The sequence below is a fragment of the Xylophilus sp. GOD-11R genome (assembly GCF_033546935.1).
GTDB lineage: Bacteria > Pseudomonadota > Gammaproteobacteria > Burkholderiales > Burkholderiaceae_C > Xylophilus.
Genome location: NZ_CP137854.1, coordinates 4,765,283 through 4,790,613 on the forward strand (window position 1 = coordinate 4,765,283; position 25,331 = coordinate 4,790,613).

Annotated in this window: 34 protein-coding genes; 7 read left to right on the forward strand and 27 right to left on the reverse strand. The window is 64.4% G+C overall.

Annotation, left to right across the window (positions count from 1 at the left end; genetic code table 11):
- Positions 1-101: 101 nt before the first annotated feature.
- Both atpB and R9X41_RS21970 read right to left on the reverse strand, forming a co-directional pair.
- Complete coding sequence (atpB, locus tag R9X41_RS21965; protein WP_318632559.1) at positions 102-980, reverse strand: F0F1 ATP synthase subunit A; 879 nt, start codon at positions 978-980, stop codon at positions 102-104.
- Between the two features lie 5 nt (positions 981-985).
- Positions 986-1,504 carry an ATP synthase subunit I gene (locus R9X41_RS21970; protein ID WP_318632560.1) on the reverse strand — a complete coding sequence of 173 codons (519 nt, stop codon included), beginning with the start codon at positions 1,502-1,504 and terminating at the stop codon, positions 986-988.
- A 218-nt stretch (positions 1,505-1,722) separates the two neighbouring features.
- Between R9X41_RS21970 and R9X41_RS21975 the strand changes: the two genes are divergently transcribed.
- From R9X41_RS21975 to lipA, 4 genes are read left to right on the forward strand one after another with little or no spacing between them, the layout of a single operon-like run.
- Positions 1,723-2,847 carry an MBL fold metallo-hydrolase gene (locus tag R9X41_RS21975; protein WP_318632561.1) on the forward strand — a complete coding sequence of 375 codons (1,125 nt, stop codon included), beginning with the start codon at positions 1,723-1,725 and terminating at the stop codon, positions 2,845-2,847.
- Between the two features lie 11 nt (positions 2,848-2,858).
- Positions 2,859-3,143: a YbeD family protein gene (locus tag R9X41_RS21980; protein ID WP_318632562.1), complete on the forward strand. Its 285-nt coding sequence runs from the start codon at positions 2,859-2,861 to the stop codon at positions 3,141-3,143.
- A gap of 59 nt (positions 3,144-3,202) precedes the next feature.
- The gene (gene lipB, locus R9X41_RS21985; RefSeq protein ID WP_318635301.1) at positions 3,203-3,820 is read left to right on the forward strand and encodes a lipoyl(octanoyl) transferase LipB; all 618 of its coding nucleotides are present in this window, start codon (positions 3,203-3,205) and stop codon (positions 3,818-3,820) included.
- Between the two features lie 20 nt (positions 3,821-3,840).
- A complete protein-coding gene (gene lipA / locus R9X41_RS21990) occupies positions 3,841-4,821 on the forward strand; it encodes a lipoyl synthase (RefSeq protein ID WP_318632563.1) in 981 nt (326 codons plus the stop codon).
- A gap of 31 nt (positions 4,822-4,852) precedes the next feature.
- Here the strand turns inward: lipA and ptsP are convergent, their stop codons facing one another.
- The 4 genes from ptsP to R9X41_RS22010 all read right to left on the reverse strand — a co-directional run bounded on the left by ptsP (position 4,853) and on the right by R9X41_RS22010 (position 8,030).
- Positions 4,853-6,622 (reverse strand): phosphoenolpyruvate--protein phosphotransferase, encoded by a 1,770-nt coding sequence (gene ptsP, locus R9X41_RS21995; protein ID WP_318632564.1) that lies wholly within the window; start codon positions 6,620-6,622, stop codon positions 4,853-4,855.
- 111 nt (positions 6,623-6,733) lie between these two features.
- Positions 6,734-7,003 (reverse strand): HPr family phosphocarrier protein, encoded by a 270-nt coding sequence (locus R9X41_RS22000; protein ID WP_318632565.1) that lies wholly within the window; start codon positions 7,001-7,003, stop codon positions 6,734-6,736.
- Entirely contained in the window at positions 6,972-7,418 is a 447-nt protein-coding gene (locus tag R9X41_RS22005; RefSeq protein ID WP_318632566.1) for a PTS sugar transporter subunit IIA, read from the reverse strand. The genes R9X41_RS22000 and R9X41_RS22005 overlap by 32 nt, the downstream gene beginning before the upstream one ends.
- Positions 7,419-7,475: 57 nt before the next feature.
- Entirely contained in the window at positions 7,476-8,030 is a 555-nt protein-coding gene (locus R9X41_RS22010; RefSeq protein WP_318632567.1) for a hypothetical protein, read from the reverse strand.
- A 146-nt stretch (positions 8,031-8,176) separates the two neighbouring features.
- Here R9X41_RS22010 and R9X41_RS22015 point away from each other — a divergent pair, with 146 nt between their 5' ends.
- On the forward strand, positions 8,177-8,671 hold the full coding sequence (locus R9X41_RS22015) for a TlpA disulfide reductase family protein (RefSeq protein ID WP_318632568.1): 495 nt from the start codon (positions 8,177-8,179) through the stop codon (positions 8,669-8,671).
- 101 nt (positions 8,672-8,772) lie between these two features.
- Positions 8,773-9,273: a GNAT family N-acetyltransferase gene (locus R9X41_RS22020; RefSeq protein ID WP_412556721.1), complete on the forward strand. Its 501-nt coding sequence runs from the start codon at positions 8,773-8,775 to the stop codon at positions 9,271-9,273.
- Positions 9,274-9,303: 30 nt separating this feature from the next.
- Here R9X41_RS22020 and R9X41_RS22025 read toward each other — a convergent pair whose 3' ends face one another.
- From R9X41_RS22025 to R9X41_RS22125, 21 genes are all read right to left on the reverse strand, one after another.
- Positions 9,304-9,813 (reverse strand): peroxiredoxin, encoded by a 510-nt coding sequence (locus R9X41_RS22025; protein WP_318632570.1) that lies wholly within the window; start codon positions 9,811-9,813, stop codon positions 9,304-9,306.
- 98 nt (positions 9,814-9,911) lie between these two features.
- The gene (rpsQ, locus tag R9X41_RS22030) at positions 9,912-10,181 is read right to left on the reverse strand and encodes a 30S ribosomal protein S17 (RefSeq protein WP_318632571.1); all 270 of its coding nucleotides are present in this window, start codon (positions 10,179-10,181) and stop codon (positions 9,912-9,914) included.
- 9 nt (positions 10,182-10,190) lie between these two features.
- A complete protein-coding gene (gene rpmC / locus R9X41_RS22035; RefSeq protein ID WP_318632572.1) occupies positions 10,191-10,388 on the reverse strand; it encodes a 50S ribosomal protein L29 in 198 nt (65 codons plus the stop codon).
- A gap of 14 nt (positions 10,389-10,402) precedes the next feature.
- On the reverse strand, positions 10,403-10,819 hold the full coding sequence (gene rplP, locus R9X41_RS22040) for a 50S ribosomal protein L16 (protein ID WP_318632573.1): 417 nt from the start codon (positions 10,817-10,819) through the stop codon (positions 10,403-10,405).
- A 24-nt stretch (positions 10,820-10,843) separates the two neighbouring features.
- Entirely contained in the window at positions 10,844-11,755 is a 912-nt protein-coding gene (gene rpsC, locus R9X41_RS22045; protein WP_318632574.1) for a 30S ribosomal protein S3, read from the reverse strand.
- Positions 11,756-11,769: 14 nt separating this feature from the next.
- Positions 11,770-12,102, reverse strand: coding sequence for a 50S ribosomal protein L22 (gene rplV, locus R9X41_RS22050; RefSeq protein WP_100412086.1), 333 nt, complete (start codon positions 12,100-12,102; stop codon positions 11,770-11,772).
- 9 nt (positions 12,103-12,111) lie between these two features.
- Positions 12,112-12,390: a 30S ribosomal protein S19 gene (gene rpsS / locus R9X41_RS22055; protein ID WP_318632575.1), complete on the reverse strand. Its 279-nt coding sequence runs from the start codon at positions 12,388-12,390 to the stop codon at positions 12,112-12,114.
- A gap of 10 nt (positions 12,391-12,400) precedes the next feature.
- The gene (rplB, locus tag R9X41_RS22060; protein ID WP_318632576.1) at positions 12,401-13,225 is read right to left on the reverse strand and encodes a 50S ribosomal protein L2; all 825 of its coding nucleotides are present in this window, start codon (positions 13,223-13,225) and stop codon (positions 12,401-12,403) included.
- A gap of 2 nt (positions 13,226-13,227) precedes the next feature.
- Positions 13,228-13,563 carry a 50S ribosomal protein L23 gene (gene rplW / locus R9X41_RS22065; protein WP_318632577.1) on the reverse strand — a complete coding sequence of 112 codons (336 nt, stop codon included), beginning with the start codon at positions 13,561-13,563 and terminating at the stop codon, positions 13,228-13,230.
- Positions 13,560-14,177: a 50S ribosomal protein L4 gene (rplD, locus tag R9X41_RS22070; RefSeq protein ID WP_318632578.1), complete on the reverse strand. Its 618-nt coding sequence runs from the start codon at positions 14,175-14,177 to the stop codon at positions 13,560-13,562. The genes rplW and rplD overlap by 4 nt, the downstream gene beginning before the upstream one ends.
- Positions 14,177-14,854, reverse strand: coding sequence for a 50S ribosomal protein L3 (gene rplC / locus R9X41_RS22075; RefSeq protein WP_318635302.1), 678 nt, complete (start codon positions 14,852-14,854; stop codon positions 14,177-14,179). Before rplC ends, rplD begins: the two co-directional genes overlap by 1 nt.
- 273 nt (positions 14,855-15,127) lie before the next feature.
- Positions 15,128-15,439: a 30S ribosomal protein S10 gene (gene rpsJ, locus R9X41_RS22080; RefSeq protein ID WP_160552852.1), complete on the reverse strand. Its 312-nt coding sequence runs from the start codon at positions 15,437-15,439 to the stop codon at positions 15,128-15,130.
- 25 nt (positions 15,440-15,464) lie between these two features.
- The gene (gene tuf, locus R9X41_RS22085) at positions 15,465-16,655 is read right to left on the reverse strand and encodes an elongation factor Tu (protein WP_318632579.1); all 1,191 of its coding nucleotides are present in this window, start codon (positions 16,653-16,655) and stop codon (positions 15,465-15,467) included.
- A 232-nt stretch (positions 16,656-16,887) separates the two neighbouring features.
- Positions 16,888-18,987 (reverse strand): elongation factor G, encoded by a 2,100-nt coding sequence (fusA, locus tag R9X41_RS22090; RefSeq protein ID WP_318632580.1) that lies wholly within the window; start codon positions 18,985-18,987, stop codon positions 16,888-16,890.
- A gap of 97 nt (positions 18,988-19,084) precedes the next feature.
- On the reverse strand, positions 19,085-19,558 hold the full coding sequence (gene rpsG / locus R9X41_RS22095; RefSeq protein WP_055837645.1) for a 30S ribosomal protein S7: 474 nt from the start codon (positions 19,556-19,558) through the stop codon (positions 19,085-19,087).
- A 157-nt stretch (positions 19,559-19,715) separates the two neighbouring features.
- The gene (rpsL, locus tag R9X41_RS22100) at positions 19,716-20,093 is read right to left on the reverse strand and encodes a 30S ribosomal protein S12 (RefSeq protein WP_318632581.1); all 378 of its coding nucleotides are present in this window, start codon (positions 20,091-20,093) and stop codon (positions 19,716-19,718) included.
- 131 nt (positions 20,094-20,224) lie between these two features.
- Positions 20,225-21,400, reverse strand: coding sequence for a D-alanyl-D-alanine carboxypeptidase family protein (locus R9X41_RS22105; RefSeq protein ID WP_318632582.1), 1,176 nt, complete (start codon positions 21,398-21,400; stop codon positions 20,225-20,227).
- A gap of 36 nt (positions 21,401-21,436) precedes the next feature.
- Positions 21,437-22,069, reverse strand: a complete 633-nt coding sequence (locus R9X41_RS22110; protein ID WP_318632583.1) for an alpha/beta hydrolase — start codon at positions 22,067-22,069, stop codon at positions 21,437-21,439.
- 5 nt (positions 22,070-22,074) lie between these two features.
- Complete coding sequence (locus R9X41_RS22115) at positions 22,075-22,434, reverse strand: (2Fe-2S) ferredoxin domain-containing protein (protein ID WP_318632584.1); 360 nt, start codon at positions 22,432-22,434, stop codon at positions 22,075-22,077.
- Positions 22,435-22,444: 10 nt separating this feature from the next.
- Positions 22,445-23,578, reverse strand: coding sequence for a VanZ family protein (locus tag R9X41_RS22120; protein ID WP_318632585.1), 1,134 nt, complete (start codon positions 23,576-23,578; stop codon positions 22,445-22,447).
- A gap of 8 nt (positions 23,579-23,586) precedes the next feature.
- Complete coding sequence (locus R9X41_RS22125) at positions 23,587-24,009, reverse strand: CopD family protein (protein ID WP_318635303.1); 423 nt, start codon at positions 24,007-24,009, stop codon at positions 23,587-23,589.
- A gap of 300 nt (positions 24,010-24,309) precedes the next feature.
- Here R9X41_RS22125 and hemB point away from each other — a divergent pair, with 300 nt between their 5' ends.
- Positions 24,310-25,326 (forward strand): porphobilinogen synthase, encoded by a 1,017-nt coding sequence (hemB, locus tag R9X41_RS22130; protein ID WP_318635304.1) that lies wholly within the window; start codon positions 24,310-24,312, stop codon positions 25,324-25,326.
- Positions 25,327-25,331 lie beyond the last annotated feature (5 nt).

Here is a 25,331-nt window from a genome sequence, read left to right on the forward strand (position 1 = left end):
CTTGAGATGGAGAGGTTGGTTTAGAGAAAAAGGAAACGGATAGCGAGAGTGGATCGGCGGCCTCGGTGACGGTGGAACCGCCCCTCGGCCTGCCTGCTTGCTCAGTGATGTTCGTGGGCCTGGCCGAGATAGATCAGCGCAAGCATCATGAAGATGAATGCCTGCAACGTGATCACCAGGATGTGGAACAGCGTCCAGATGGTGCCGGCGATGACATGACCCAGCGGCAGCAGCGTGCCGGAGATCGTCAGCGCGGCGGCGCCACCCATCAGCGCGATCAGCATGAACACCAGCTCGCCGGCGTACATGTTGCCGAACAACCGCATGCCGTGCGAGACGGTATTGGCGGTGTATTCGATGATCTGCATCACCAGGTTGATGACACCCAGGATGATCGCGAAGATGGGGTTCTTGCTCGTGCCGAAGGGCGCCGAGACGAGTTCGTGGGCCCAGCCGCCGGCGCCCTTGATCTTGAGGCTGTACCAGAAGCGCAGCACGAGCACGGCCAGCGCGAGGCCGAGCGTGGTGGACAGGTCGGCGGTGGGCACGACGCGCAGGAAGGCCTCGTGGCGGCTCATGCCCTGCGCCTCGTAGGCGTGACCCCAGAGCTTGGGCAGCAGGTCGACCGGCAGCATGTCCATCGCGTTCATCAGGAAGATCCAGACGAAGACGGTCAGGCCGAGCGGGGCGATGAATTTGCGGCTCTGCGCGTTGCGGATGTTGGCCTTGGCCTGGTTGTCGACCATTTCGACCAGCATTTCGACCGCGGCCTGGAACCGGCCCGGCACGCCGGAGGTCGCCTTGCGCGCCGCCAGCCACAACACGAAGATGCCCAGCAGGCCGAGCAGGCCACCGACGACGATCGAGTCGTAGTTGATGACGGAAAAATCGACGATCTTTCCTTGCTTGACGTTCTGCAGATGCTGCAGATGGTGAACGATGTATTCACCGGCGGTTTGGGCGTGTTCTTCAGCAGCCATTCAAATCAATCCTTCATGGCCCTCGCACGGGCGCTTGTATTCAATGTCTCGGCCGCCTTTCTGCGAAAGACGGCGCGTATCAGAAATGCCAGCCACCAGGTCTTCATCGTCGCCACGAGGCCGACCACCAGGGCCAGCCAGCTCAAGCCCTGCACCACCCTGGGAGCCAGGGCGAGCAACGCGAGCGTCAGTGCGATCTTGACGAATTCCCATCCCAGGAATCCGGCTACCGCAGCCCCCGGATTCGCTCCCACCCCTCGGCGGGTGACGCCCCTCGCAAACACCGCGGCGGGCAATACCACCGCCAGCGCGCCCCAGGCTGCCGACCACCCCGCACGGGTTGTCCCGGTGATCCCCCATGCCGCCAGCGCGACCAGGGCACCTACCGATGCCTGTCCCAGGATCACCCACCACGGCGAAACGGGTGGATGGCGTTCTCGCAGCTGTCTTGCCTCATCGGCGGTCAGCGGCTTGATATCCGGAACATCTGCCTCTACTTCATCGAAATCGTCCACAGGTCTCATGGTTTCCGAAGCCTGTTACGGTTTGCAAAAGTTCAGCAAAGCCATTGATTATAGGGAGATCAACGACCCCATCTGCCATGTCCGAGCAGGTTTTCGGAAATCCCTTCGCAATGGCGGGGCCGCAGACACGGACAATGCGGTGCGGCGCACCCCGCAACCGGACTTCCTGTATGCCGCCAGCGCAAGCTCTTCCCACCCTTTTTCCACGCCTGATCCTGATGGCCGCCGTAGCGTCGGCGCTCCTTCTGGCCGGGTGCCAACACGTGAATCCGTACTACGACGCCAGCAAGCCGCACCACCGGCCGGACGGGTTCCAGAACCGGTACCTGGAGTTTCAACCCAAGGGCTTGCAGGCCCTCGCCCGTTGGCGATGGGAGGCCTGGCGGCAGGACCTGCCGAAAGCGCCTGCGTCACCGCCGCCGACGGTCACGCCGGACCTCGCCTTCATCCGCGCCAACGCCGCGGCAGGCGGCACGATGGTGCCCAGCATGACCTTCATCGGCCATGCCAGCGCACTGTTGCAGATACCACTGGGCGACCATGGCCTGCAGGTGCTCACCGACCCGGTGTTTTCCGAGCGCGCCTCTCCGCTGAGCTTCATCGGACCGAAGCGCGCACAGCCACCCGGCATGGCGCTGGCCGACCTGCCACACATCGATCTGATCCTCATCACCCACAACCACTATGACCACCTCGACGAGGCCTCGATACGGGCGCTCGCCGCGCAACCCGGCGGGCCGCCGCTGTTCGTGGTGCCGCTCGGCATCGCTGCCTGGATGCGCTCGCACGGCGTGGCCGATGCGGTCGAGCTGGACTGGTTCGAGAGCCACACGATCGAGCGCGACGGTGCCGTCGCCGAGGTGACGCTCACGCCCTCGCAGCACTGGAGCGGGCGCAGCCTGGGCGACCGCCTGCAGACGCTCTGGGGTGGCTATGCGCTGCTGGCGCCTGAGTTCCATTTCTGGTTTGCCGGCGACACCGGCTATTCAAAGGATTTCGCTGACATCGGCGCCCGCTTCGCGCCACGCCAGACGCCCGAAAGCGGCGGTGGGTTCGACCTCGCCATGATCCCGATCGGCGCCTACGAGCCCCGTTGGTTCATGCGTGAGCAACACGTGAATCCGGCCGAAAGCGTGCGCATCCACCAGGACGTCGGGGCCAAGCGCAGCATCGGCGTGCATTGGGGCACCTTCAACCTGACCGACGAACCTTCGGACCAGGCACCGCTCGACCTCGCCGTCGCGCGCCGTGCCGCCGGCCTGCCCGACGACGCCTTCACCACCCTGGCCATCGGCCAGACGCTGCGCCTGCCGCGCCGCACGACCGCATCGAAACCCGCCTGAGGACTCACATCATGGAAGACGCACAACCCACCGCCCGCAAGGATTCGCTGATCGAGTACCCGTCGATGTTCCCCATCAAGGTGATGGGCGAGAAGACCGACGGATTCGTCCACGCGGTGACCGCCACCGCCAAGCAGTTCGACCCTTTCTTCGACGCCTCCACGATCGAGCTGCGCGACAGCAGCGGCGGCAAGTACCTGGGCATCACCATCAACGTGACGGCCACCAGCCGCGAGCAGCTCGACAGCCTCTACCAGGCACTGTCGACCCATCCGATGGTCAAGGTCGTGCTCTGAAAGGCGTGTTGCCCGTCACCGTCCTCGGGCGGGTCGACTACCGGCCGACCTACGCAGCCATGCAGGCCTTCACCGAGCGCCGCTCGCCGGGAAACGACGACGCGCTGTGGATCTGCGAGCACGAGCCGGTCTTCACCCAGGGCCTGGCCGGCAAGCCTGACCACCTGCTGCTGCCGGGTGACATTCCCGTGGTGGCGACCAACCGGGGCGGGCAGGTGACTTATCACGGCCCGGGCCAGGTCGTCGCCTATCCCTTGCTCGATCTCCGGCGCGCCGGCTATTTCGTCAAGGAATACGTCTACCGCCTGGAAGCGTCGGTGATCGCCACGCTGGCGCATTTCGGCGTCACCGGCCATCGCGTGGCGGGCGCGCCCGGCATCTACGTGCGGCTCGACGACCCTTTCGGCCATGCAGCGCTCACGGGCCCGATGCCGCCCGACGACCCGTTTCGCGGCCTGGGCAAGATCGCCGCGCTCGGCATCAAGGTGAGCCGCCAGTACACCTACCACGGCCTCGCCTTGAACGTGGCGATGGACCTGGAACCCTTCTCGCGCATCAACCCTTGCGGCTATTGCGGCCTGAAAACCGTGGACCTTTCTACAATCGGCGTCTCCGCCACCTGGGACGAGGCCGCAACCGTGCTGGCCGGCAAGCTCGGCGTCTACCTGGCGCCCTGACCGTCCCGACCCAGCCGACCATGAGCACAACCGACGTCGTTCGCGAGGTTCAATCCCTCGACACCTACAACCCGCTGGCCAAGCAGAAGGCGGCGGCGAAGCTATCGCGCATCCCGGTGAAGGTGGTGCAGGGCGAGGCCCTGAAGAAACCGGAGTGGATCCGCGTCAAGGCCGGCAGCCCCAGCACGCGCTTCTACGAAATCAAGGACATCCTGCGCGCCAACAAGCTGCACACCGTCTGCGAGGAAGCCTCCTGCCCCAACATCGGCGAATGCTTCGGCAAGGGCACGGCCACCTTCATGATCATGGGCGACAAGTGCACCCGTCGCTGCCCCTTCTGCGACGTCGGCCACGGCCGGCCCGATCCGCTCGACAAGGACGAGCCGCTCAACCTGGCCCGCACCATCGCCCAGCTGCAGCTGAAATACGTGGTCATCACCAGCGTCGACCGCGACGATCTGCGTGACGGCGGCAGCGGCCATTTCGTCGAATGCATCCGCAACATCCGCGAGCTCTCGCCGAGCACGCAGATCGAGATCCTGGTGCCCGACTTCCGGGGCCGCGACGATCGCGCGCTGGAGATCCTGAAGGCCGCTCCGCCGGACGTGATGAACCACAATCTGGAAACCGCGCCGCGCCTCTACAAGGAAGCCCGGCCCGGCAGCGACTACCAGTTCAGCCTGAACCTGCTCAAGAAGTTCAAGGCGCTGCATCCGAACGTGCCGACCAAGAGCGGCATCATGGTCGGCCTCGGCGAGACCGACGAAGAAATCCTGCAGGTGATGCGCGACATGCGCGAGCACGACATCGACATGCTCACCATTGGCCAGTACCTGTCGCCCTCCAACTCGCATCTGCCGGTGCGCCGCTACGTGCATCCGGACACCTTCCGCATGTTCGAGGAAAAGGCCTACGAGATGGGCTTCACCCATGCCGCCGTCGGCGCCATGGTGCGCTCGAGCTACCACGCCGACGAGCAGGCGCACGCGGCCGGCGTCTGAGCGATCGGGCGGCCAGGGGTGGCCGCCGGGCTCAGGCGGCTGTCGTCATCGCCGCTACCGGGTCTTCGGCGTTCAGCACGCCCTCGGCCCACGGCTGCAGCCGCAGCGCATCGGCGCGCAGCACTTCCTGCTTCACCGACAGGATCTGCGCCGGGTGCATCGAGAAACTGCGCAGGCCCAGGCCCAGCAGCAGTTTGGTCATCGAGGTATCGCCCGCCATTTCGCCGCAGACCGACACGTCCTTGCCCGCTCGCCGGCAGGCCGCGATGGTGTCGGCTACCAGGCGCAGCACGGCCGGGTGCAGCGGGTCGTACAGGTGGGCGACCGACTCGTCGGTGCGGTCGATGGCCAGTGTGTACTGGATCAGGTCGTTGGTGCCGATCGACAGAAAATCGAAATAACGCAGGAACAGCGGCAGCGACAGGGCCGCCGCGGGAATCTCGATCATGGCGCCGAGCTGTGGCTGACCGTAGCCGATGCCGGCGTTGTCGAGCTCGGCACGGGCTTGGTCGATCAGCGCCAGCGTGTGGCGGATCTCGCTGCCGTGCGCCAGCATCGGAATCAACATCTTGACCGGCCCGAAGGCGGCCGCCCGCAGGATCGCCCGCAACTGCGTGCGGAACATGGCTGGGTCGGCCAGGCTCCAGCGGATCGCGCGCAGGCCGAGCGCGGGGTTGAGGTGGGCATCGTCGCGCCGGGCGTCGTCCAGCGGCTTGTCGGCGCCGACGTCCACCGTGCGGATGGTGACCGACAAGCCGTCCATGTTGGAAACCGCCCGCCGATAGGCCTCGAACTGCTCCTCCTCGTCGGGCAGCTTGCCGTGGCGGCCCATGAACAGGAATTCGCTGCGAAACAGCCCCACACCGGCGGCACCGGCCTTGACCGCCGCCAGCGCGTCCTCGGGCAGCTCGATGTTGGCCAGCAGCTCCACCTTCTCGCCATCGCGCGTGATGGCCGGCGTGTGCCGCAGGCGAGCCAGGCGCTCGCGTTCGAGCTCGCCCTGGCGCTGCTTGAAGCCGTACTCGGCCAGGATGATCGGCGACGGGTCGACGATCATCAGGCCAGCGTCGCCGTCGATGATCACCCAGTCGTCCTGGCGCACCAGCTGGCTCGCGCTGCGGGCGCCGACCACCGCCGGAATGTCCATGCTGCGCGCCACGATGGCGGTGTGCGAGGTACGGCCACCGACATCGGTGACGAAGCCGGCGAACACGCTCTGCTTGAACTGCAGCATGTCGGCCGGCGACAGGTCGTGCGCGATCAGCACCAGCGGCACATCGGCGGTATCGGCCAGTTGCAGGTCCTGGCTGCGCGCCGGGCGTGTGGCGGGCGGCGCCACCGGAGACGCCACGCCGCGCATGAAACGCAGCACCCGCTCGACCACCTGCTCCAAGTCGGCTTTGCGCTCGCGCAGATAGGCGTCCTCCATCTCGTCGAACTGGCGCGCGACCACTTCGAGCTGCGTGGTCAGCGCCCATTCGGCGTTGTAGAAGCGGTCGGTGATCCAGTGCTTGACGCCGTCCTCCAGCGCCTCGTCCTGCAGCAGCATCAGATGCACATCGAGAATGGCCGACAGCTCCTGCGGCGCATCCTTGGGATTCATCTGCGCGACGTTGGCCTGCAGCCGCTGGATCTCCTCGACCACCGCATCGCGCGCTTCGCGCAGCCGGCCGATCTCGCGCGGCACATGCTCGGGCTCCACGAAGTAGTGGGCCACGTCGATCCGGCTCGACGCCACCAGCACCGCCCGCCCGATGGCGATGCCACGAGCGACCGCGAGACCGTGGACGGCGAAGGTCATGTCAGCAGCGCTCCGTCAACGTCGAAAAGATGAGCGAATGCGAAGCCGCCGGCGGCCGCCCCCGGAAGGGGGTAGGCGAAGACACGAAGTGCGCAGCCTGGGGGCGATCCATCACTCTCCTTCGCCGAACTTGTCGTTGATGAGAGCCAGAAGCGCCGTCATCGCTTCTTCCTCTTTCGGCCCATTGGTCTCCACCACCACCTGCGTGCCGATGCCGGCGGCCAGCATCATCACGCCCATGATGCTTTTGGCATTGACCCGGCGCTCGCCGCGGGCGATCCAGACCTCGCACGGAAAACTGCCGGCGAGCTTGGTGAGCTTGGCCGACGCACGCGCGTGCAGGCCCAGCCTATTGCTGATGGTGATGGTGTTCTGGATCATGTTTTCTGCGTGCCTGGTTCTGCGGCGCGGTGATCGCCACCTGCATCACGCCCTGCGTGCCACCGACGACCGCGCGCGACACCAGGGCGTCGAGCGGCTCGTGCCGGTAGCTGACGGTGCGCAGCAGCATCGGCAAGTTGACGCCGGTGACGAGTTTGGAATGGGTGCCGTCGACCAGCCGCTGGGCGACATTGCACGGCGTGGCGCCGAAGACGTCGGTCAGGACGAGCGTGCCGCCGCCGCGATGCTGGCCCATGATGATGCGTGCCGAAGCCAGCGTTTCTTCCGGCGAAACATTGGGCTGCACATCCAATGCCAGCACACCGTTGCCACAGTCGGGAAACACATGCAGCGCGCATTGGCGCAATGCATGGGCCAGGGGAGCGTGGGCGATCAGGAAAATGCGGTTGGTCATGTGGCGCTTGCGGGACAGCAAGACATTATGGCGGCCTCTCCTGCTGCTTCAGGCCGTTCAGCGCAGCCGCATGCCTGTGAAGAAGGAGTCGCGCGCCTGAGGATCGTGTGGCTCACCGTAGATCGCGGCGAAAAACACCTGCCCGGCCGGCGCTTCGGGCTGGCCGGCCGTCGCGAACCAGGCCGCGTCGAGCGCCAGAGGTTTTCCGTCCGGCGAGCGTCCCATCGCGCGCAATCGCAGGGACTGTGGCAGATTCAGCGCGCCAGGCGGCAGGAAAGGACGACCGGCGGGGCCGTCGGGTCCTGAAGCGATGCCCGCGCGGGCCAGGATGAGGTCCTGCCATTCACCAAGTGCGGGCCCGAGACGGGTCTGCGGCATGCCTGCCCAACCGACGACGAAGGTCGCGCCGCCGGCCTCGCAGCCGGCCAGCGTCATCTGCACCGTGCGGCCGTCCAGCGGCACGGATCGCATGGCATCGTCAGGCTTGCAGGGCATCGTCGCCGTCAGCGCGGTGGAAGCGGGCTGCACGTCGCGCCAGTTCATTTCCGGGCTGCAGGCGGTCAAGATCAGCGAAGCGCACAACGCAACCCAGTGGCGCGGAAGGGACAGCATCGGTCGATTATCCGGCCCGGGCTTCGGCTGATTCAGGGAACGGCCCGATGCGAGAAAGCCAGAAAAGGCGAAAAAAGGCGAGAAAAGGGCGAGAAAAAGCAGAAAGGCCTAAACTTCGCCCACTCGCCACTCGGCCCCGCCGCCCCATGAAGAAATCGATCTACGCCGTTGCCGCCGCCATGCTTGTCGCGCTGGGTGCCACGGCGCTCCTGGGCAGCGGAGCGACTGCCGCGCCGGCCTCGTCCTTCGTGCTGCTCGACGGCTCCCATCGCAGCACCGAGGACCTCAAGGGCAAGGTCACGCTGGTCAATTTCTGGGCGACCAGCTGCGTCACCTGTGTCGCCGAGATGCCGCAGGTCATCTCGACCTACGACAAGTACAAAGGCCAAGGCTTCGACATCCTGGCAGTCGCCATGAGCTACGATCCGCCAGCTTACGTGGTCAATTACGCCGAAACACGCAAGCTGCCGTTCAGCGTGGCGATCGACAACACCGGTGCGGTCGCCAAGGCATGGGGCGACGTCCAATTGACGCCGACCACCTACGTCGTCGACAAGTCGGGCCGCATCGTCAAACGCTACGTCGGCGAGCCGGATTTCAAGGAACTGCATGCGCTGATCGAAAAGCTGCTGGCCGCCTGATACTGCCGTCAGCCCTCCGGCCATTGGTGTTGTCGACAGGTGCATGGTTTTTCGGCATCGCTAAACTCCGCGTTCCGCGACAGCCCCGGTCAGCACCGGTGATCCCCGTGATCGTCCCCAGAGCCCAAGTCAGCCTGATCTCGCCCTCCACCCCTTCGGAGCTGGAAGCCGCGCGCGACATCATCCGCGAATACGCCTCCAGCCTCAATATTGACCTGGCCTTCCAGGAGATCGCGGACGAGCTGGAAAAGCTTCCGGGCGAGTATGTCGAGCCCCGTGGCGGGCTGCTGCTGGCCTTGGTCGACGGTGCCGTCGCCGGCTGTTGCGCGTTGCGGCCGCTCGACGTTTCGGACTATCCCAACGCCTGTGAGATGAAACGCCTGTTCGTGCGCCGCGCCTTTCGCGGATTCGGGCTCGGGCGGCAACTCGCCGAGGCGACACTCGATCTCGCGCGCCGCGGCGGCTACGCCAATGTGCTGCTCGACACACTCGACGAGATGGAGTCGGCGCGGGTGCTCTATGCCGATCTTGGCTTCGAGGACATCCCGCCCTACTACCACAACCCGATCGCCGGGGCCCACTATCTCAAGGCTTCGCTGTAGCGGTTGCTCCCGACGTCGGGTAAGCCGCTATCAGGCGGCTTTTGCCTGGCCCAGCATCGTCGTCGCGTCACTGACCTCGAACTTGCCCGGCGCTTCCACGTTCAGCGTCTTCACGACGCCATCCTTCACCAGCATCGAATAGCGGTTGCTACGCACGCCCATGCCGCGCGCCTGCAAGTCGAGCGTCAGGCCCAGCGCCTGCGCGAAAGCCGCGCTGCCGTCGGCAAGCATGCGCACCTTGCCGGCAGTCTTCTGCTCGCGAGCCCAAGCCCCCATCACGAAGGCATCGTTGACGCTGAGGCACCAGATTTCATCGACACCGGCCATCTTGAAGGCGTCGGCGTTTTCGACATACCCCGGCACGTGTTTGGCAGAGCAGGTCGGCGTGAATGCTCCCGGCACTGCAAATACCGCGACGGTCTTGCCGGCGAGCGATTTCTCGATGTCGACCGCATTCGGTCCGATGCTGCAGCCCTCGCCCTCGACTTCCGAATATTCCATCAGGGTGCCCGCAGGCAGTTTTTCGCCGACCTTGATCATGGAGTTTTCCTTCTTTCAAAAAATGAGAGTCAAAAATGAAAAACGGCCCACACGAGGTGGGCCGTTTCAGGGGTGCACAAACGTGGACCCGGTCGTCTTCAGACGAGAACTGCCTTCTGGACCAGACGGGTGGCAACCCAGTTCTTGGTCTTGGAGATCGGACGGCTCTCGGTGATTTCGATGATGTCACCTGTGTGGAATTCACCGGTTTCGTCGTGCGCGTGGTACTTGCTCGACTTGGCGACGATCTTGTCGTACACCGGGTGCTTAACGCGGCGTTCGACCAGAACGGTCACGGTCTTGGCACGCTTGTCGCTGACCACCTTGCCAATCAAGGTGCGCTTGAGGGATTTTTTAGCTTCCGTCATGTCGGCTCCTTACTTGGCGGCTTGCTTTTCAGCAAGGATGGTCTTCGCACGAGCGATGTCACGGCGCGTGACGCGCAGCGAACGGACGTTCGTGAGTTGTTGCGTGGCTTTCTGCATGCGCAGACCGAAATGGGCCTTCTGCAGGTCCTTGATTTCGGCGGTCACGCCGGCAACGTCTTTTTGGCGCAGGTCAGCAGCTTTGGTCATTTCCATTCTCCTGATCAGGCGCCGAGCTGGCGTGCGACGAACGTGGTGCGCAGCGGCAGCTTGGCAGCTGCCAGCTTGAACGCTTCACGGGCCAGTTCTTCCGGAACACCGACGATCTCGAAAACGATCTTGCCGGGCTGGATTTCAGCGACGTAGTACTCGGGGTTGCCCTTGCCGTTACCCATCCGCACTTCTGCGGGCTTGGTGGAGATCGGCTTGTCGGGGAACACACGGATCCAGATACGACCGCCACGCTTGACGTGACGGGAAATCGCACGACGTGCGGCTTCGAGCTGGCGGGCCGTGAGGCGGCCGCGATCGGTGCACTTCAGACCGAAGTCACCGAACGCCACCGAGTTGCCTCGGGTGGCGACGCCGGTGTTGCGGCCTTTTTGCTCCTTGCGGAACTTGCGGCGAGCGGGTTGCAGCATGTTATTTCTTCCTTAAACGGCTGATTACTCAGCCTTGGCACCGTCCGCTGCTGCAGCGGGCGCGGCTACCTTGCGGACGCGCTTAACGGTAGAGGGATCGACGGCACCGCCTGCACCGGCGGGCTTGTCGCTGCCATCGGCAGGGGCGACATTGCCACCGAACGTACGGCCACCATCGCGGCGGGGAGCACCGGCGCCCGGACCACGGCGGTCAGAACCAGGGCGATCGCCCGGACGACCATCGCGGCGCGGACCGCGCGGACGACGTTCTTCGTCACGCGGCTCGACAGCTGCGGGCAGGTCGTTGCGACCCAGCGTGTCACCCTTGTAGACCCAGACCTTGACGCCGATGACGCCGTAGGTGGTCTTGGCTTCCGAAACACCGTAGTCGATGTCGGCACGCAGGGTGTGCAGCGGCACGCGGCCTTCGCGATACCACTCGGTACGAGCGATTTCGATGCCGTTCAGACGACCGGCGGACATGATCTTGATGCCCTGGGCGCCCAGACGCATCGCGTTCTGCATTGCGCGCTTCATGGCGCGGCGGAACATGATGCGCTTTTCGAGCTGCTGGGTGATCGAGTCGGCGATCAGCTTGGCATCGATTTCAGGCTTGCGCACTTCTTCGATGTTCACGGCGACCGGCACCTTCAAGCGGAGCGCGAGCTCCTTCTTCAGGTTCTCGATGTCTTCACCCTTCTTGCCGATCACCACGCCCGGACGTGCCGAGAAAATGGTGATGCGGGCGTTCTTGGCTGGACGCTCGATCAGGACGCGCGAAACCGCGGCGTTCTTGAGCTTCGTCTTCAGGTACTCACGAACCTTGATGTCTTCGCTCAGCATGCCGGCGAAATCACGGTTGTTCGCGTACCAGCGGCTGGCCCAGTTGCGGCTCACCGACAGACGGAAGCCGGTAGGATGGATTTTCTGTCCCATATTTCTTCCTGGCCTTAGTTGCCGACCGTCACGTAGACGTGGCAGGTGGGCTTGCTGATGCGATTGCCGCGACCCTTGGCACGCGCGGTGAAGCGCTTGAGGGTGGTGCCCTGCTCGACGTAGATGGTCTTGACCTTCAGTTCGTCGATGTCGGCGCCGTCGTTGTGCTCGGCGTTGGCAATAGCAGACTCCAGCACCTTTTTAACGATGCCGGCGGCCTTCTTCTGGGTGAAGGACAGGATGTTCAGGGCTTGATCGACCTTCTTGCCGCGGATCAGGTCGGCAACCAGCCGGCCCTTGTCCACGGAGAGGCGAACGCCACGGAGGACTGCACGAGTTTCGGACATGTCTGCTCCTTACTTCTTCTGGACTTTTTTGTCCGCGGGATGGCCCTTGAAGGTGCGCGTCAGGGCGAATTCGCCGAGCTTGTGGCCCACCATCTGGTCGGTGATATAGACCGGCACGTGTTGCTTGCCGTTGTGGACCGCGATGGTCAGACCGATGAAATCGGGCAGCACCATGGAGCGACGCGACCAGGTCTTGATCGGCTTCTTGTCCTTGCCGGTGACGGCCTTGTCGACCTTCGCCACCAGGTGATGGTCAACAAACGGACCCTTTTTAAGAGAGCGAGTCATTTGTCAATCCTTACTTCTTGCGGCGCGACACGATCATGGACTGCGTGCGCTTGTTATTGCGGGTACGGTAGCCCTTGGTCAGGTTGCCCCAAGGATCCACAGGCGCCATGCCGGTGCCGGTGCGGCCTTCGCCACCACCGTGCGGGTGATCGACCGGGTTCATGGCCACGCCGCGAACCGTCGGACGAATACCCATCCAGCGCTTGACGCCGGCCTTGCCCAGTTGGCGAAGGCTGTGTTCTTCGTTGGCGACTTCACCGATGGTGGCGCGGCACTCGATGTGGATCTTGCGAACCTCACCGGAGCGCAGGCGGACCTGGGCGTAGATGCCTTCACGAGCCAGCAGCGTCGCGGAGGTGCCAGCCGAGCGGCAGATCTGCGCGCCCTTGCCAGGCTGCAGTTCGATCGCATGGATGGTCGAACCCACCGGGATGTTGCGGATCGGCAGGGTGTTGCCGGCGCGGATCGGCGCTTCGGCGCCCGACATCAGCGTTGCACCCGGCTCCACGCCACGCGGAGCGATGATGTAGCGACGCTCGCCGTCGGCATACACCACCAGGGCGATGTGCGCGGTACGGTTCGGATCGTATTCAATACGCTCGACCTTGGCCGGAATACCGTCCTTGTTGCGAACGAAGTCGACAACACGGTAATGATGCTTGTGGCCGCCGCCGCGATGGCGAATGGTGATGTGACCGTTGTTGTTACGGCCGGCTGCCTGGAACTGGGGTTCCAGCAGCGGTGCGTGCGGAGCACCCTTGTACAGGTGATCACGCGTGACCTTGACCACGGCACGTTGGCCGGGCGAGGTCGGTTTCATCTTGATGACAGCCATGATTACGCAGCCTCCCCGGACAGGTTCAGCTCTTGGCCCGGCTTCAGCGTGACGTACGCCTTGCGGACATTATCGCGACGACCGAAAGACTTGCCGAAACGCTTGGCCTTGCCCTTGGTATTGAGCACGGAGACACCCTTGACCTCGACCTTGAACAGCAGTTCGACCGCTGCCTTGATCTCGGGCTTGGTGGCGTCCTGCAGCACCTTGAAGGTCACTGCGTTGGACTTTTCGCCGACCAGCGTTGCCTTCTCGGAAACGATGGGCGCGACGAGGACGGACATCAGTCGGCCTTCGGCGAAGGTGCGCTGAGCGGGAGTGGGATTGACGCGGCTCATGCGAACATCTCCTTGAGCTTGTCGACGGCACCCTTGGTCACGACGACCTTCTTGAAGTGAACCAGCGACACCGGATCGGCGTAACGCGGCTCGACGACGAGGACGTTGGTCAGGTTGCGCGAAGCCAGGTACAGGTTCTCGTCGACTTCTTCGGCGATGACCAGCACGGATTCGAGGTTCATCGCCTTGAACTTGGCGGCCAGCGCCTTGGTCTTGGGCGAATCGACGGTCAGCGAATCGACGACCACCAGGCGGCCTTCACGAGCCAGCTGCGAGTAGATCGAAGCCATACCGGCGCGGTACATCTTCTTGTTGATCTTCTGCGTGAAGTTTTCGTCCGGGCTGTTCGGGAAGGTGCGACCGCCCCCACGCCACAGCGGCGAGGACGTCATACCGGCGCGAGCGCGGCCGGTGCCCTTTTGCTTGAACGGCTTCTTGGTGGAGTGATGGACCTGTTCACGATCCTTCTGAGCGCGGGTGCCCTGGCGTGCGTTGGCACGGTAGGCGACCACGATCTGGTGGATCAGGTCTTCGTTGTAGGCGCGGCCGAAAACGGTTTCGGGCACTTCGAATTTCGAAGCCTGGCCTTGTTCGTTCAGGAGTTCGAGTTCCATTACTTCGCTCCCTTGTCGGCTGCCTTGGCCTTGATGGCCGGGCGAACGGTGACGAAGCCGCCCTTGGCGCCGGGAATTGCACCCTTGATCATCAGCAGCTGACGCGCTTCATCCACACGGATCACGTCCAGGTTCTGGACGGTGGTGGTGACATCACCGCGGTGGCCGGACATCTTCTTGCCCGGAAACACGCGACCAGGATCTTGCGCCATGGAAATCGAGCCCGGCACGTTGTGCGAACGGCTGTTGCCGTGCGACGCGCGCTGCGACTTGAAGTTGTGACGCTTGATGGTGCCGGTGAAGCCTTTGCCGATGGAGGTGCCTTGCACGTCCACTTGCTGACCCACGGTGAACAGGGCTTCCGCCTTGATCACGCCGCCGGCGGCGTATTGCCCGGCGGTATCGGCCGTGACGCGGAATTCGCGCACGATTTCGCCGGCTTCGACGCCGGCCTTGGCCAGATGACCGGCCTGGGGCTTGCTGACGCGCGATGCCTTGCGGGCACCGAAGGTCACTTGCAAGGCCACATAGCCATCGGTCTCTTGGGCCTTGACTTGGGTCACGCGGTTGTTGGACACGTCCACTACCGTGACAGGCACTGCATCGCCGTCATCGGTGAAGAGGCGCATCATGCCCACCTTGCGGCCCAGCAACCCAGGGGAGTTGCTTTGACTCATGGTTTTTCTCCGAAACTCCCACCGCAGCCACTGCAATTGGCGACTACGTTCCTGAACCGTCGACCGATTGGCCGCGCGGCACGGATGAGAGAAGGTTAATAAAAACTGCGCAATTCGTTTTTTTGACAACGACAAAACGTTGCCCAAAATTTGCGCAGCCCGTGAATGTAGCATGGCGCATTAGGGTCGGCAAGGCTTTGTGAGTCCGGGCATGAAAAAACCCCGCCTGGTGTTGCCACCAGGCGGGGTTTTCAACGCCGGAGCGCTCTTTTCTTACTGCAGCTTGATTTCGACGTCGACGCCTGCTGGCAGGTCGAGCTTCATCAGCGCGTCGACGGTCTTGTCGGTCGGGTCGACGATGTCCATCAGGCGCTGATGCGTACGGATTTCGAACTGGTCACGGCTGGACTTGTTCACGTGCGGCGAGCGCAGGATGTCGAAGCGCTTCATGCGGGTCGGCAGGGGCACGGGGCCCTTGACGATCGCACCGGTACGCTTGGCGGTGTCGACGATTTCTGCCGCGGACTGGTCGATCAACTTGTAATCGAAAGCCTTCAGGCGGATACGGATCATTTGCTTGCTCATGGTCGTGTTCCTTCGAGGTTGACGATCAGGCGATGATCTTGGCGACGACGCCGGCGCCGACGGTCTTGCCGCCTTCACGGATGGCGAAGCGCAGGCCTTCTTCCATGGCGATGGGGTTGATCAGCTTGACGGTGATCGACACGTTGTCGCCGGGCATGACCATTTCCTTGTCGGCCGGCAGCTCGATGGCGCCGGTCACGTCGGTCGTGCGGAAGTAGAACTGCGGACGGTAGTTGTTGAAGAACGGCGTGTGGCGGCCGCCCTCGTCCTTCGACAGCACGTACACCTCGGCGGTGAAGTGCGTGTGCGGCTTGATCGAGTTCGGCTTGGACAGCACCTGGCCACGCTCGACGTCTTCACGCTTGGTGCCGCGCAGCAGCAGGCCGACGTTGTCGCCGGCTTGACCCTGGTCGAGCAGCTTGCGGAACATTTCCACGCCGGTCACGGTGGTCTTCTGCAGGTCGCGGATACCGACGATCTCGATTTCCTCGCCGACCTTGATGATGCCGCGCTCGATACGGCCGGTCACCACGGTGCCGCGGCCGGAGATCGAGAACACGTCTTCCACGGGCATCAGGAATGCGCCGTCGACCGCACGCTCGGGCGTAGGGATGTAGGTGTCCAGGGCGTTGGCCAGGGCCATGATGGCTTCCTCACCCAGCTTGCCGGCGTCGCCTTCGAGAGCGAGCTTGGCCGAGCCGTGGATGATGGGGGTGTCGTCGCCGGGGAAATCGTACTTGTCGAGCAGTTCGCGCACTTCCATCTCGACGAGCTCGAGCAGTTCGGCGTCGTCGACCATGTCGCACTTGTTCAGGAAGACGATGATGTAGGGCACGCCCACCTGGCGGGCCAGCAGGATGTGCTCACGGGTCTGGGGCATCGGGCCGTCGGCGGCCGAGCACACCAGGATCGCGCCGTCCATCTGGGCGGCGCCGGTGATCATGTTCTTGACGTAGTCGGCGTGGCCGGGGCAGTCCACGTGGGCATAGTGGCGGTTGGCCGTCTCGTATTCGACGTGCGCGGTGTTGATGGTGATGCCGCGGGCCTTTTCTTCCGGAGCCGCGTCGATCTGGTCGTACGCCTTGGCTTCACCGCCGAACTTCTTCGACAGAACGGTCGCGATCGCAGCCGTCAGCGTGGTCTTGCCGTGGTCGACGTGGCCGATGGTGCCCACGTTGACGTGCGGCTTGGTCCGTTCGAATTTTCCTTTTGCCATTTCTATTCCTAGGTAAAGAGCTATGCCCGTGATTGGGTTTTAGGTCTGCACCGTGTTGCTGATTCCCCACCACGGGCAGCGGGGGCACACGATCGCAGACCGATTCATCCCAGCTTGCGAACCATCTCCGCTGCCTTACCAAGAGGTGCCGAGGACCGGCTTGGCCGGTCCGCCAGCGCCGCCCCTGGAAGGGGAAGGCGAAGACACGAAGTGCGCAGCCTGGGGTCGCGCCTTATTTAGCGCGAGCGGCCATGATGGCTTCGGCGACGTTACGGGGAGCTTCGGCGTAGTGCTTGAACTCCATCGTGTAGGTCGCGCGGCCTTGCGACATCGAACGCAGCGTGGTCGAGTAGCCGAACATTTCCGACAGCGGGACTTCGGCCTTGATGGCCTTGCCGCCACCGACCATGTCGTCCATGCCCTGGACCATGCCGCGACGCGAGGACAGGTCGCCCATCACGTTGCCGGCGTAGTCTTCCGGCGTTTCGACTTCCACGGCCATCATCGGCTCAAGGATGACCGGGTTGGCCTTCTTGGCACCTTCCTTGAAACCGAAGATGGCGGCCATCTTGAAGGCCAGTTCGTTCGAGTCCACGTCGTGGTACGAGCCGAAGTGCAGGGTGACCTTGACGTCGACGACCGGGTAACCGGCCAGCACGCCCTGGGTCACCGCTTCGTTGATGCCCTTTTCCACGGCCGGGATGAATTCGCGCGGAACCACACCACCCTTGATCGCATCGACGAATTCGACGCCCTTGCCGGCTTCGTTTGGCTCGATCTTGAGCACCACATGGCCGTATTGGCCCTTACCGCCAGACTGGCGCACGAACTTGCCTTCGGCCTCTTCGACGGTCTTGCGGATGGTTTCGCGGTAGGCCACCTGCGGCTTGCCGACGTTGGCTTCGACGCCGAATTCACGCTTCATGCGGTCGACGATGATTTCCAGGTGGAGCTCGCCCATGCCGGAAATGATGGTCTGGCCGGATTCTTCGTCGGTCTTCACGCGGAAAGACGGATCTTCCTGCGCCAGGCGCTGCAGCGCGATACCCATCTTCTCCTGGTCGGCCTTGGTCTTGGGTTCGACGGCCTGGGAGATCACCGATTCCGGGAACACCATGCGTTCGAGGGTGACGACGGCCGACGGGTCGCACAGGGTTTCGCCCGTGGTGACTTCCTTCAGGCCCACGCAGGCGGCGATGTCGCCGGCGCGGATTTCACCCACTTCTTCGCGGTTGTTGGCGTGCATCTGCACGATACGGCCGATACGCTCCTTCTTGCCACGAACCGGGTTGAAGACGCTGTCGCCCTTGGTCAGCACGCCGGAATAGACGCGCACGAAGGTCAGCTGGCCGACGAAGGGGTCGGTCATCAGCTTGAAAGCCAGCGCCGAGAACTTTTCGGCGTCGTCGGCCTTGCGAACCACCGGCTGGTCGTCTTCGTCGGTGCCCGAAACCGGTGGAATGTCGGTAGGAGCCGGCATGTAGTCGATCACGGCGTCGAGCATGGCCTGCACGCCCTTGTTCTTGAAGGCGGAGCCACAGAGCATCGGCTGGATCTCGCCGGCGATGGTGCGGGTACGCAGTGCCAGCTTGATTTCAGCTTCCGTCAGTTCCTCGCCTTCGAGGTACTTGTTCATGAGCTCTTCGCTGGCTTCGGCAGCGGCTTCGACCAGCTTCTCGCGGTATTCGTTGCAGACATCGGCGATGTTCGCCGGGATGTCGCCGTACTGGAAGGTGACGCCCTTGTCTTCGTCCCAGATGATGGCCTTCATCTTGACGAGATCGACGATGCCCTGGAAGTGCTCTTCGGCACCGATCGGGATCTGGATGACGACCGGGTTGGCCTTCAGGCGATCCACCATCATCTGGCGCACGCGCAGGAAATCGGCGCCGGTACGGTCCATCTTGTTGACGAACGCGAGGCGGGGTACCTTGTACTTGTTGGCCTGGCGCCAGACGGTCTCGGACTGCGGCTGCACGCCACCCACCGCGTCGTACACCATGACGGCGCCGTCGAGCACGCGCATCGAGCGCTCGACTTCGATGGTAAAGTCGACGTGGCCCGGGGTGTCGATGATGTTGATGCGGTGCTCGTCGTAGTTCGACGCCATGCCCTTCCAGAAGCAGGTGGTGGCAGCCGAGGTGATCGTGATGCCACGCTCCTGCTCCTGCTCCATCCAGTCCATCGTGGCGGCACCGTCGTGCACTTCACCGATCTTGTGGTTCACACCGGTGTAGAACAGGATGCGCTCGGTGGTGGTGGTCTTGCCGGCGTCGATGTGCGCGGAAATACCGATGTTGCGGTAGCGCTCGATGGGGGTCTTGCGGGACATGAAAATTACTCCGTTAACGGACGGAAGCCCGCCCACCCCAGAAATGGGTGGATCGGGCTTCCGGCCAGTCTATTTTGAGAGACGGCTGTGACAGCTTTTAGAAGCGGAAGTGGCTGAAGGCCTTGTTGGCTTCTGCCATGCGGTGCACTTCGTCACGCTTCTTCATGGCGCCGCCACGGCCTTCGGTGGCTTCGAGCAGCTCGTTGGCCAGACGCTGGGCCATCGACTTCTCGCCACGCTTGCGGGCGGCTTCCTTGATCCAGCGCATCGACAGCGCCAGGCGACGCACCGGGCGCACTTCGACCGGCACCTGGTAGTTGGCGCCACCGACGCGGCGGGACTTCACTTCGACCATGGGCTTGACGTTGTTGATGGCAACGACGAAGGCTTCCAGCGGGTCCTTGTCAGGATTCTTCTTCTCGATCAGGTCGAGCGCGCCGTAGATGATGCGCTCGGCAACGGCCTTCTTGCCGCCTTCCATGATCACGTTCATGAACTTCGAGAGTTCGACATTGCCGTACTTGGGATCCGGCAGGATTTCACGTTTAGGGACTTCGCGACGACGTGGCATTTTTCACCTCTTGATTTGCTTCAGTTGGCACCCTTGGCGGATGCCGCGAGAGCCAGATGGAACTCTCACTTACTCGACCCGGAACATCGGGTCACTACGCTGCAACTCCGCGCCACGCGGAAAACAGCACCTTGGAAAACGAACGAAAGCGCAGGGCTTACTTGGCCTTGGGCTTCTTGGCACCGTACTTGGAACGCGATTGCTTGCGATCCTTGACGCCTTGCAGGTCGAGGGAACCGCGGACGATGTGGTAACGCACACCCGGCAGATCCTTGACGCGACCGCCACGAACCAGCACGACGCTGTGTTCCTGGAGGTTGTGGCCTTCACCGCCGATGTAGGAGATCACTTCGAAGCCATTGGTCAGGCGGACCTTGGCGACCTTGCGCAGAGCCGAGTTAGGCTTCTTCGGGGTCGTGGTGTAGACGCGGGTGCAGACACCACGGCGCTGCGGCGAGTTTTGCATCGCGGGGCTCTTGGAGTTGGTCTTCTCGACCTCACGCCCCTGACGCACGAGCTGGTTGATGGTTGGCATGGATAAAAACCCTGTGAAAACGTCCCTAAACGTTCTGGAAACGAAAACGTGAAACCCTTCGGCAAATTTCCGAAAAGCCCGCGAGTGTAGCAGCGATGCGGGGTTTGGCAAAACCCCGCGACGTCAACGACTCATTTGATCCAGAGACGGATCGAGTCCCAGGCCCGGCCGAGCACGCCGGCCTGCGGTACTTCCTGCAGCGCGACCAAAGGCACCTCGAGCAGCGGCTGGTCGCCGGCGGCGATACGCAGCGTGCCGACCTTCTGCCCCTTGGCGAACGGCGCGACCAACGGGTCCGGCCGCGAGACTTCGGTCTTGACCTTGCCCGCCGTGCCGGACGGCACCGCCACCACGATGGCGCCGGGCTGGCCGAGCGCCAGCGTGTTCTGGGTGCCTTTCCATACCGGCGGGCTGACGACCGCCTGGCCGCCGTCGAACAGCTTGACCGCTTCATAGGCGGTGTAGCCCCAGTTCAGCAGCTTCTGCGACTCGTTGGCGCGCGCGCTTTCGCTGGAAGTGCCGAGCACGATGGTCAGCAGGCGGCGGCTGCCCACGCCCGGAAAGTCACGGTGCGCGGTGGCGACGAGGCAGTAGCCGGCAGCGTCGGTGTGGCCCGTCTTCAGACCGTCGACCGTGGGGTCGCGAAACAGCAGCAGGTTGCGGTTGTTGCCGTTGGCCGCCGGGGTGCCCGGGTAGCGGTACTGCTTGATCGCGTAGTAGCCGATGTACTCCGGAAAGTCGTGCATCAGCCGGGTGGCCAGGATGGACAGGTCACGCGCGGTGGTGGTGTGGCCGGCCTCGGTCAGGCCTTCGGGGTTGCGGTAGCTGGTGTGCTGCATGCCGAGCACCTTGGCCTGGTCGTTCATCATCTGAACGAAGCGCTCCATGCTGCCACCCACGCCCTCGGCCAGCGCCATGGTGGCGTCGTTGCCGGACTGCACGATCATGCCCTTGACCAGGTCTTCGACCGGCACCTGCATCTTGGGATCGATGAACATGCGCGAGCCGGGCATCTTCCAGGCCTTCGGGCTGACCGGGAAGGTCTGCGTCAGGGTAATCTTTTTGGACTTGAGCGCATCGAACACCAGGTAGGCGCTCATCAGCTTGGTGAGTGACGCCGGCTCGACCGGCATGTCGATGTCCTTTTGCGCCAGGATCTGGTTGGCGGTGACGTCGAGCAGCAGATAGGAGCGCGCGGCGATCTCGGGCGGCACCGGCGTGGTCTGCGCGAGGGCGGCGGAAAAAGTGACGGGCAGGGCCAGGGCGGCCAGGACAAGCGCGCGCAGCGCCGGCAAGAAGCGGGTCATGGATGGGCGGGGAGCAGGGGGGATGCGGAGACGGACTCAGGGCGCCGAAAGATGGCGCACGACCAAGCTTTTGAGCAGCGGCAATTGTCCGTGAAAAAAGTGCCCGACCCCGGGGACAACCGTTACCGGCAGTGTCTGCGGACGGGCCCATTCGATTACATCGGACAGTGGCACGGTGTCGTCGGTTTCGCCATGGATGACCAGGGTGCGCTCGTGCGCCTCGGGCGGCACCGTCGCGACCGAAAAACGCGTGGTGGCGGTGCCGACGAAAACCACCTTCTGCGGCGAACGCGCGGCCCACAGGGCCTCCAGCACGTGGCTGGTGACGTAGGAGCCGAACGAGAAACCGGCGAGCGCCAGCGGGCCGTCGGGCGCGACTTGCTCCACCACCGCGAGCATGTCCTGCGCTTCGGCCTTGCCGGCGTCGTATTCGCCGGCGCTGGCCCCCACGCCGCGGAAATTGAAGCGCACCGCCGTCCAGCCGCATTGCACGAAGGCACGCGCCAGGGTCTGCACGACCTTGTTGTCCATGGTGCCGCCGAACAGTGGATGCGGATGGGCGATGACCACCGTGCCGCGTCGCTCGACACCGGCAGAAGGTTGGTCGCGCGCGGCCTCGATGGCACCGGCGCTGCCGGTCAGCTGGAGGGCTTCGGTCTGGGCGTTCACCGATATCACCTCCCGACGTCCGGCGGCAGGCGCAGGCGCTCGACCGGGCGGCCGTGCTTGAGATGCGACTCGACGATCTCGTCGATGTCCTCGCTGTCCACGAAGGTGTACCAGACGCCTTCCGGATAGACGACCGCGACCGGGCCGCCGGCGCAGCGGTCGAGGCAGCCCGCCTTGTTCACGCGCACGCCGCCGCGACCGGCGAGGCCTGCGGCCTTGACCTGCTTCTTGCAGTGGTCGAAGCCTTCCTTGGCGTCGTGCAGCGCGCAGCTGTCTTCTCCGTTGGCCCGCTCGTTGAGGCAGAAGAACACGTGGCGCTGGTAATACGGCGCCTCGCCCGGGGAATCGTGGGGGATATCGCTCATCGTGCCGATTCTAGGCAGACGCCCGCGGCGCTACGCGCTCGCGGCGGGAAACCCGCAGCAGCAGGTAGGCCAGCGCCCCGAACGGCCAGAGCCAGCCCAGCCACTGCACCAGCCCATGGAAGCGGATGAAGCGACCCTGCTCCCAGGTCTGCAGCGTTTGCCAGAAATAAGCGCTGGTCGATGCCTCGTTGAGCAGGTTCAGGTGCAGCACCACTACGACCAGCGCCAATGCCGCGCAGGCGCGACGCGGCAGCCGCAGCGTGAGTGCCGCCAGCAGCATGCCCAGCGCCAAGCCCACGCGGACCGGCAGGGTCAGCCATTCCCAGGCATGCACCGGCCCGTAGCTCAAGGCCGACGACAAACCGGTCACCATCGACCCCACCACTAGCGCACCCAGTGCCATGCCCACGCGCAAGCGCCCGTGGCGGGCGATCGAATAGCCGACCAGGCAAGGCACGAGCACGCCGAGCGCCACGCACAGCAGCTGCGTGCCGGGCGCCAGCGGCAGGAGCTCGGCGGCGCGCACCGGCAGCCAATCGACGAACGGCGTGCCCTCCAACAGCTCGGCGACGGAATCCTCCAGTCGCTCCAGCACCTGCCCCAGACCGAATGGCACGGCGACGGGAAACAACAGCGCCATCGGCCACAAGGCGAGCAAGACCAGGGCGCCGCGCGAATCGTCGATGAACCAGCGCTCGCGCAGGCGTGCCCAGTGCGCCACGCCGCCCAATCGCTCCAACACATAAGCGAGCGCCGCGCCGAGCACCGCACCAGCCGAATTGAGCGCCAGATCGACATTGGACGGCACCCGTACGGGCAGATAACTCTGCAAGGCCTCGAGGATGAGCGACAGCAAGACCGCACACAGGGTCAGCATCACGATGCCACGCACCCCACGGCCCGAGCGCAGCGCCGCCAGCGCCAGCAGGAATCCGAGCGGGCCGTAGCCGAACACATTGGCCGTGACGTCGAAGCCGGTCCACCAGCGCGGCAGCGGCGCCCACAGAAACGCCCAGGGCACGATGCCCTGGTCGCGCCATTCGCCGAACGGATAGAGGCTCGCGTAGACGATCAGCGCCATGTAGGCCAGGGCCAGCGGCCCGGCGGCGGTCGGTCGCGGGCGGGCGGGGTCGAGCGGCTCCATGCGGCCGCCTAGAAGGGCTTGACCACCACCAGGATCACCGCTGCCAGCAGCAGCAGCACCGGCACTTCGTTGAAGAAACGGAACCAGCGTGCACTGCGCCGATTGCGCCCGGCCACGAACTTGCGCAGCAGGCTCCAGCAGGCATGGTGGTAGCCGATGGCCAGCAGCACGACCAGCAGCTTGGCGTGCATCCAGCCAGCGCCTTTTCCGATGCCCCAGCCCAGGAACAGCCAGCCGCCGAACACCAGCGCGGGCAAGGCGAGCAGGGTGGTGAAGCGCAGCAACCGCCGCGCCATGCCGAGCAGGCGATCACGCTCGGCGGCGCTGTCGGCCGGCACATCGGCCAGGTTCACATAGATGCGGGGGAGATAGAAAAGACCGGCGAACCAGCTGGCGACAAAAACGATGTGCAGCGACTTGATCCAGAGCATGAGCATGGCTGCGAGTGTAGGCAATGCTCGTGGTCGCCAAAAAAAACCCGGCTCGTCCGAAGGCGGCGCCGGGCTTGGGAAGCTTCGGCGGCTTGCGGCCGGGGAAGCACCCGCTCAGGGAGGAAAAGCGGGGAACGGCGCTGCCGTTCGCGGCTGAATGTAGCAAGGCGCCGGACGGCGCCATATGGTGAATTCCCGAGTAACACCGGCATGCGCCGGGCTGTGGTGCAATCCGGCATCGGCCCGTTCGTGGCCCTGTCGCGGATCCTGATCCGCTCGCTCTCTCCTTCGCTGGCCGTCATGCCCATCAGCACCCCCACCCCCTACCCGCTTTCCCGCCCGCGCCGCCTGCGCCGCGACACCTTCAGCCGCAACCTCGTGCGCGAACACGCCCTGACGGCGCACGACCTGATCTACCCCGTCTTCGTGCTCGACGGCCAGGGCCGACGCGAGACGGTCGCCTCCATGCCCGGCGTAGAGCGCCTGAGCCTCGACCTGCTGTTGCCGGTCGCCGAGGAATGCGTGTCGCTCGGCATTCCGGCGCTCGCCCTGTTCCCGGTGATCGACCCGGCGCTCAAGACGCCCGACGGCGTCGAGGCGACCAACCCGGACGGCCTGATCCCGACCGTCGTGCGCGGCCTGAAGCAGCGCTTTCCCGAACTCGGCGTGATGACCGATGTCGCCCTGGACCCCTACACCAGCCACGGCCAGGACGGCCTGCTCGACGAGCACGGCTACGTCATCAACGAAGTCACCATCGACATGCTGGTGCGCCAGGCCCTGGTGCAGGCGCAGAGCGGCGTGGACATCGTGGCGCCCAGCGACATGATGGACGGCCGCATCGGCGCGGTGCGCGCCGCGCTCGAGAAAGACAGCCACATCCACACCCGGATCATGGCCTACAGCGCCAAGTACGCCAGCGCCTTCTACGGCCCGTTCCGAGACGCGGTCGGCTCGGCCGCCAACCTGGGCAAGGGCAACAAACTCACCTACCAGATGGACCCGGGCAACGGCGACGAAGCCCTGCGCGAAGTCGCGCTCGACATCTCCGAAGGCGCCGACATGGTCATGGTCAAGCCCGGCATGCCCTACCTCGACATCGTGCGCCGGGTGAAGGACGAGTTCCGGGTGCCGACCTTCGCCTACCAGGTCAGCGGCGAGTACGCGATGCTGCAGGCCGCATTCGCCAACGGCTGGCTGAACCGCGATGCCGCCACGCTCGAAGCGCTGCTCGCCTTCAAGCGCGCCGGTGCCGACGGTGTGCTGACCTATTTCGCGATCCAGGCCGCGCGCCTGCTGCGCGAATCGCAGCGCTGAGCAGC

Excerpts from the sequence above, each read along its gene's own strand:
- rpsG (WP_055837645.1), bottom strand. The coding sequence starts at position 19,558 with ATGCCACGTCGTCGCGAAGTCCCTAAACGTGAAATCCTGCCGGATCCC.
- rplV (WP_100412086.1), bottom strand. The coding sequence starts at position 12,102 with ATGTCCGAAACTCGTGCAGTCCTCCGTGGCGTTCGCCTCTCCGTGGAC.
- rpsJ (WP_160552852.1), bottom strand. The coding sequence starts at position 15,439 with ATGAGCAAGCAAATGATCCGTATCCGCCTGAAGGCTTTCGATTACAAG.
- R9X41_RS22000 (WP_318632565.1), bottom strand. The coding sequence starts at position 7,003 with ATGATCCAGAACACCATCACCATCAGCAATAGGCTGGGCCTGCACGCG.
- R9X41_RS22005 (WP_318632566.1), bottom strand. The coding sequence starts at position 7,418 with ATGACCAACCGCATTTTCCTGATCGCCCACGCTCCCCTGGCCCATGCA.
- fusA (WP_318632580.1), bottom strand. The coding sequence starts at position 18,987 with ATGTCCCGCAAGACCCCCATCGAGCGCTACCGCAACATCGGTATTTCC.
- R9X41_RS22025 (WP_318632570.1), bottom strand. The coding sequence starts at position 9,813 with ATGATCAAGGTCGGCGAAAAACTGCCTGCGGGCACCCTGATGGAATAT.
- R9X41_RS21975 (WP_318632561.1), top strand. The coding sequence starts at position 1,723 with ATGGCCGCCGTAGCGTCGGCGCTCCTTCTGGCCGGGTGCCAACACGTG.
- atpB (WP_318632559.1), bottom strand. The coding sequence starts at position 980 with ATGGCTGCTGAAGAACACGCCCAAACCGCCGGTGAATACATCGTTCAC.
- rplW (WP_318632577.1), bottom strand. The coding sequence starts at position 13,563 with ATGAGCCGCGTCAATCCCACTCCCGCTCAGCGCACCTTCGCCGAAGGC.
- lipB (WP_318635301.1), top strand. The coding sequence starts at position 3,203 with ATGCAGGCCTTCACCGAGCGCCGCTCGCCGGGAAACGACGACGCGCTG.
- rpsQ (WP_318632571.1), bottom strand. The coding sequence starts at position 10,181 with ATGACGGAAGCTAAAAAATCCCTCAAGCGCACCTTGATTGGCAAGGTG.
- tuf (WP_318632579.1), bottom strand. The coding sequence starts at position 16,655 with ATGGCAAAAGGAAAATTCGAACGGACCAAGCCGCACGTCAACGTGGGC.
- R9X41_RS22015 (WP_318632568.1), top strand. The coding sequence starts at position 8,177 with ATGAAGAAATCGATCTACGCCGTTGCCGCCGCCATGCTTGTCGCGCTG.
- R9X41_RS22120 (WP_318632585.1), bottom strand. The coding sequence starts at position 23,578 with ATGGAGCCGCTCGACCCCGCCCGCCCGCGACCGACCGCCGCCGGGCCG.
- ptsP (WP_318632564.1), bottom strand. The coding sequence starts at position 6,622 with ATGACCTTCGCCGTCCACGGTCTCGCGGTCGCTCGTGGCATCGCCATC.
- R9X41_RS22125 (WP_318635303.1), bottom strand. The coding sequence starts at position 24,009 with ATGCTCTGGATCAAGTCGCTGCACATCGTTTTTGTCGCCAGCTGGTTC.
- lipA (WP_318632563.1), top strand. The coding sequence starts at position 3,841 with ATGAGCACAACCGACGTCGTTCGCGAGGTTCAATCCCTCGACACCTAC.
- R9X41_RS22105 (WP_318632582.1), bottom strand. The coding sequence starts at position 21,400 with ATGACCCGCTTCTTGCCGGCGCTGCGCGCGCTTGTCCTGGCCGCCCTG.
- rplP (WP_318632573.1), bottom strand. The coding sequence starts at position 10,819 with ATGCTGCAACCCGCTCGCCGCAAGTTCCGCAAGGAGCAAAAAGGCCGC.
- rplB (WP_318632576.1), bottom strand. The coding sequence starts at position 13,225 with ATGGCTGTCATCAAGATGAAACCGACCTCGCCCGGCCAACGTGCCGTG.
- rpsS (WP_318632575.1), bottom strand. The coding sequence starts at position 12,390 with ATGACTCGCTCTCTTAAAAAGGGTCCGTTTGTTGACCATCACCTGGTG.
- rplC (WP_318635302.1), bottom strand. The coding sequence starts at position 14,854 with ATGAGTCAAAGCAACTCCCCTGGGTTGCTGGGCCGCAAGGTGGGCATG.
- R9X41_RS21980 (WP_318632562.1), top strand. The coding sequence starts at position 2,859 with ATGGAAGACGCACAACCCACCGCCCGCAAGGATTCGCTGATCGAGTAC.
- rpsL (WP_318632581.1), bottom strand. The coding sequence starts at position 20,093 with ATGCCAACCATCAACCAGCTCGTGCGTCAGGGGCGTGAGGTCGAGAAG.
- R9X41_RS21970 (WP_318632560.1), bottom strand. The coding sequence starts at position 1,504 with ATGAGACCTGTGGACGATTTCGATGAAGTAGAGGCAGATGTTCCGGAT.
- R9X41_RS22010 (WP_318632567.1), bottom strand. The coding sequence starts at position 8,030 with ATGCTGTCCCTTCCGCGCCACTGGGTTGCGTTGTGCGCTTCGCTGATC.
- hemB (WP_318635304.1), top strand. The coding sequence starts at position 24,310 with ATGCCCATCAGCACCCCCACCCCCTACCCGCTTTCCCGCCCGCGCCGC.
- rpmC (WP_318632572.1), bottom strand. The coding sequence starts at position 10,388 with ATGACCAAAGCTGCTGACCTGCGCCAAAAAGACGTTGCCGGCGTGACC.
- rpsC (WP_318632574.1), bottom strand. The coding sequence starts at position 11,755 with ATGGGACAGAAAATCCATCCTACCGGCTTCCGTCTGTCGGTGAGCCGC.
- R9X41_RS22115 (WP_318632584.1), bottom strand. The coding sequence starts at position 22,434 with ATGAGCGATATCCCCCACGATTCCCCGGGCGAGGCGCCGTATTACCAG.
- rplD (WP_318632578.1), bottom strand. The coding sequence starts at position 14,177 with ATGGAACTCGAACTCCTGAACGAACAAGGCCAGGCTTCGAAATTCGAA.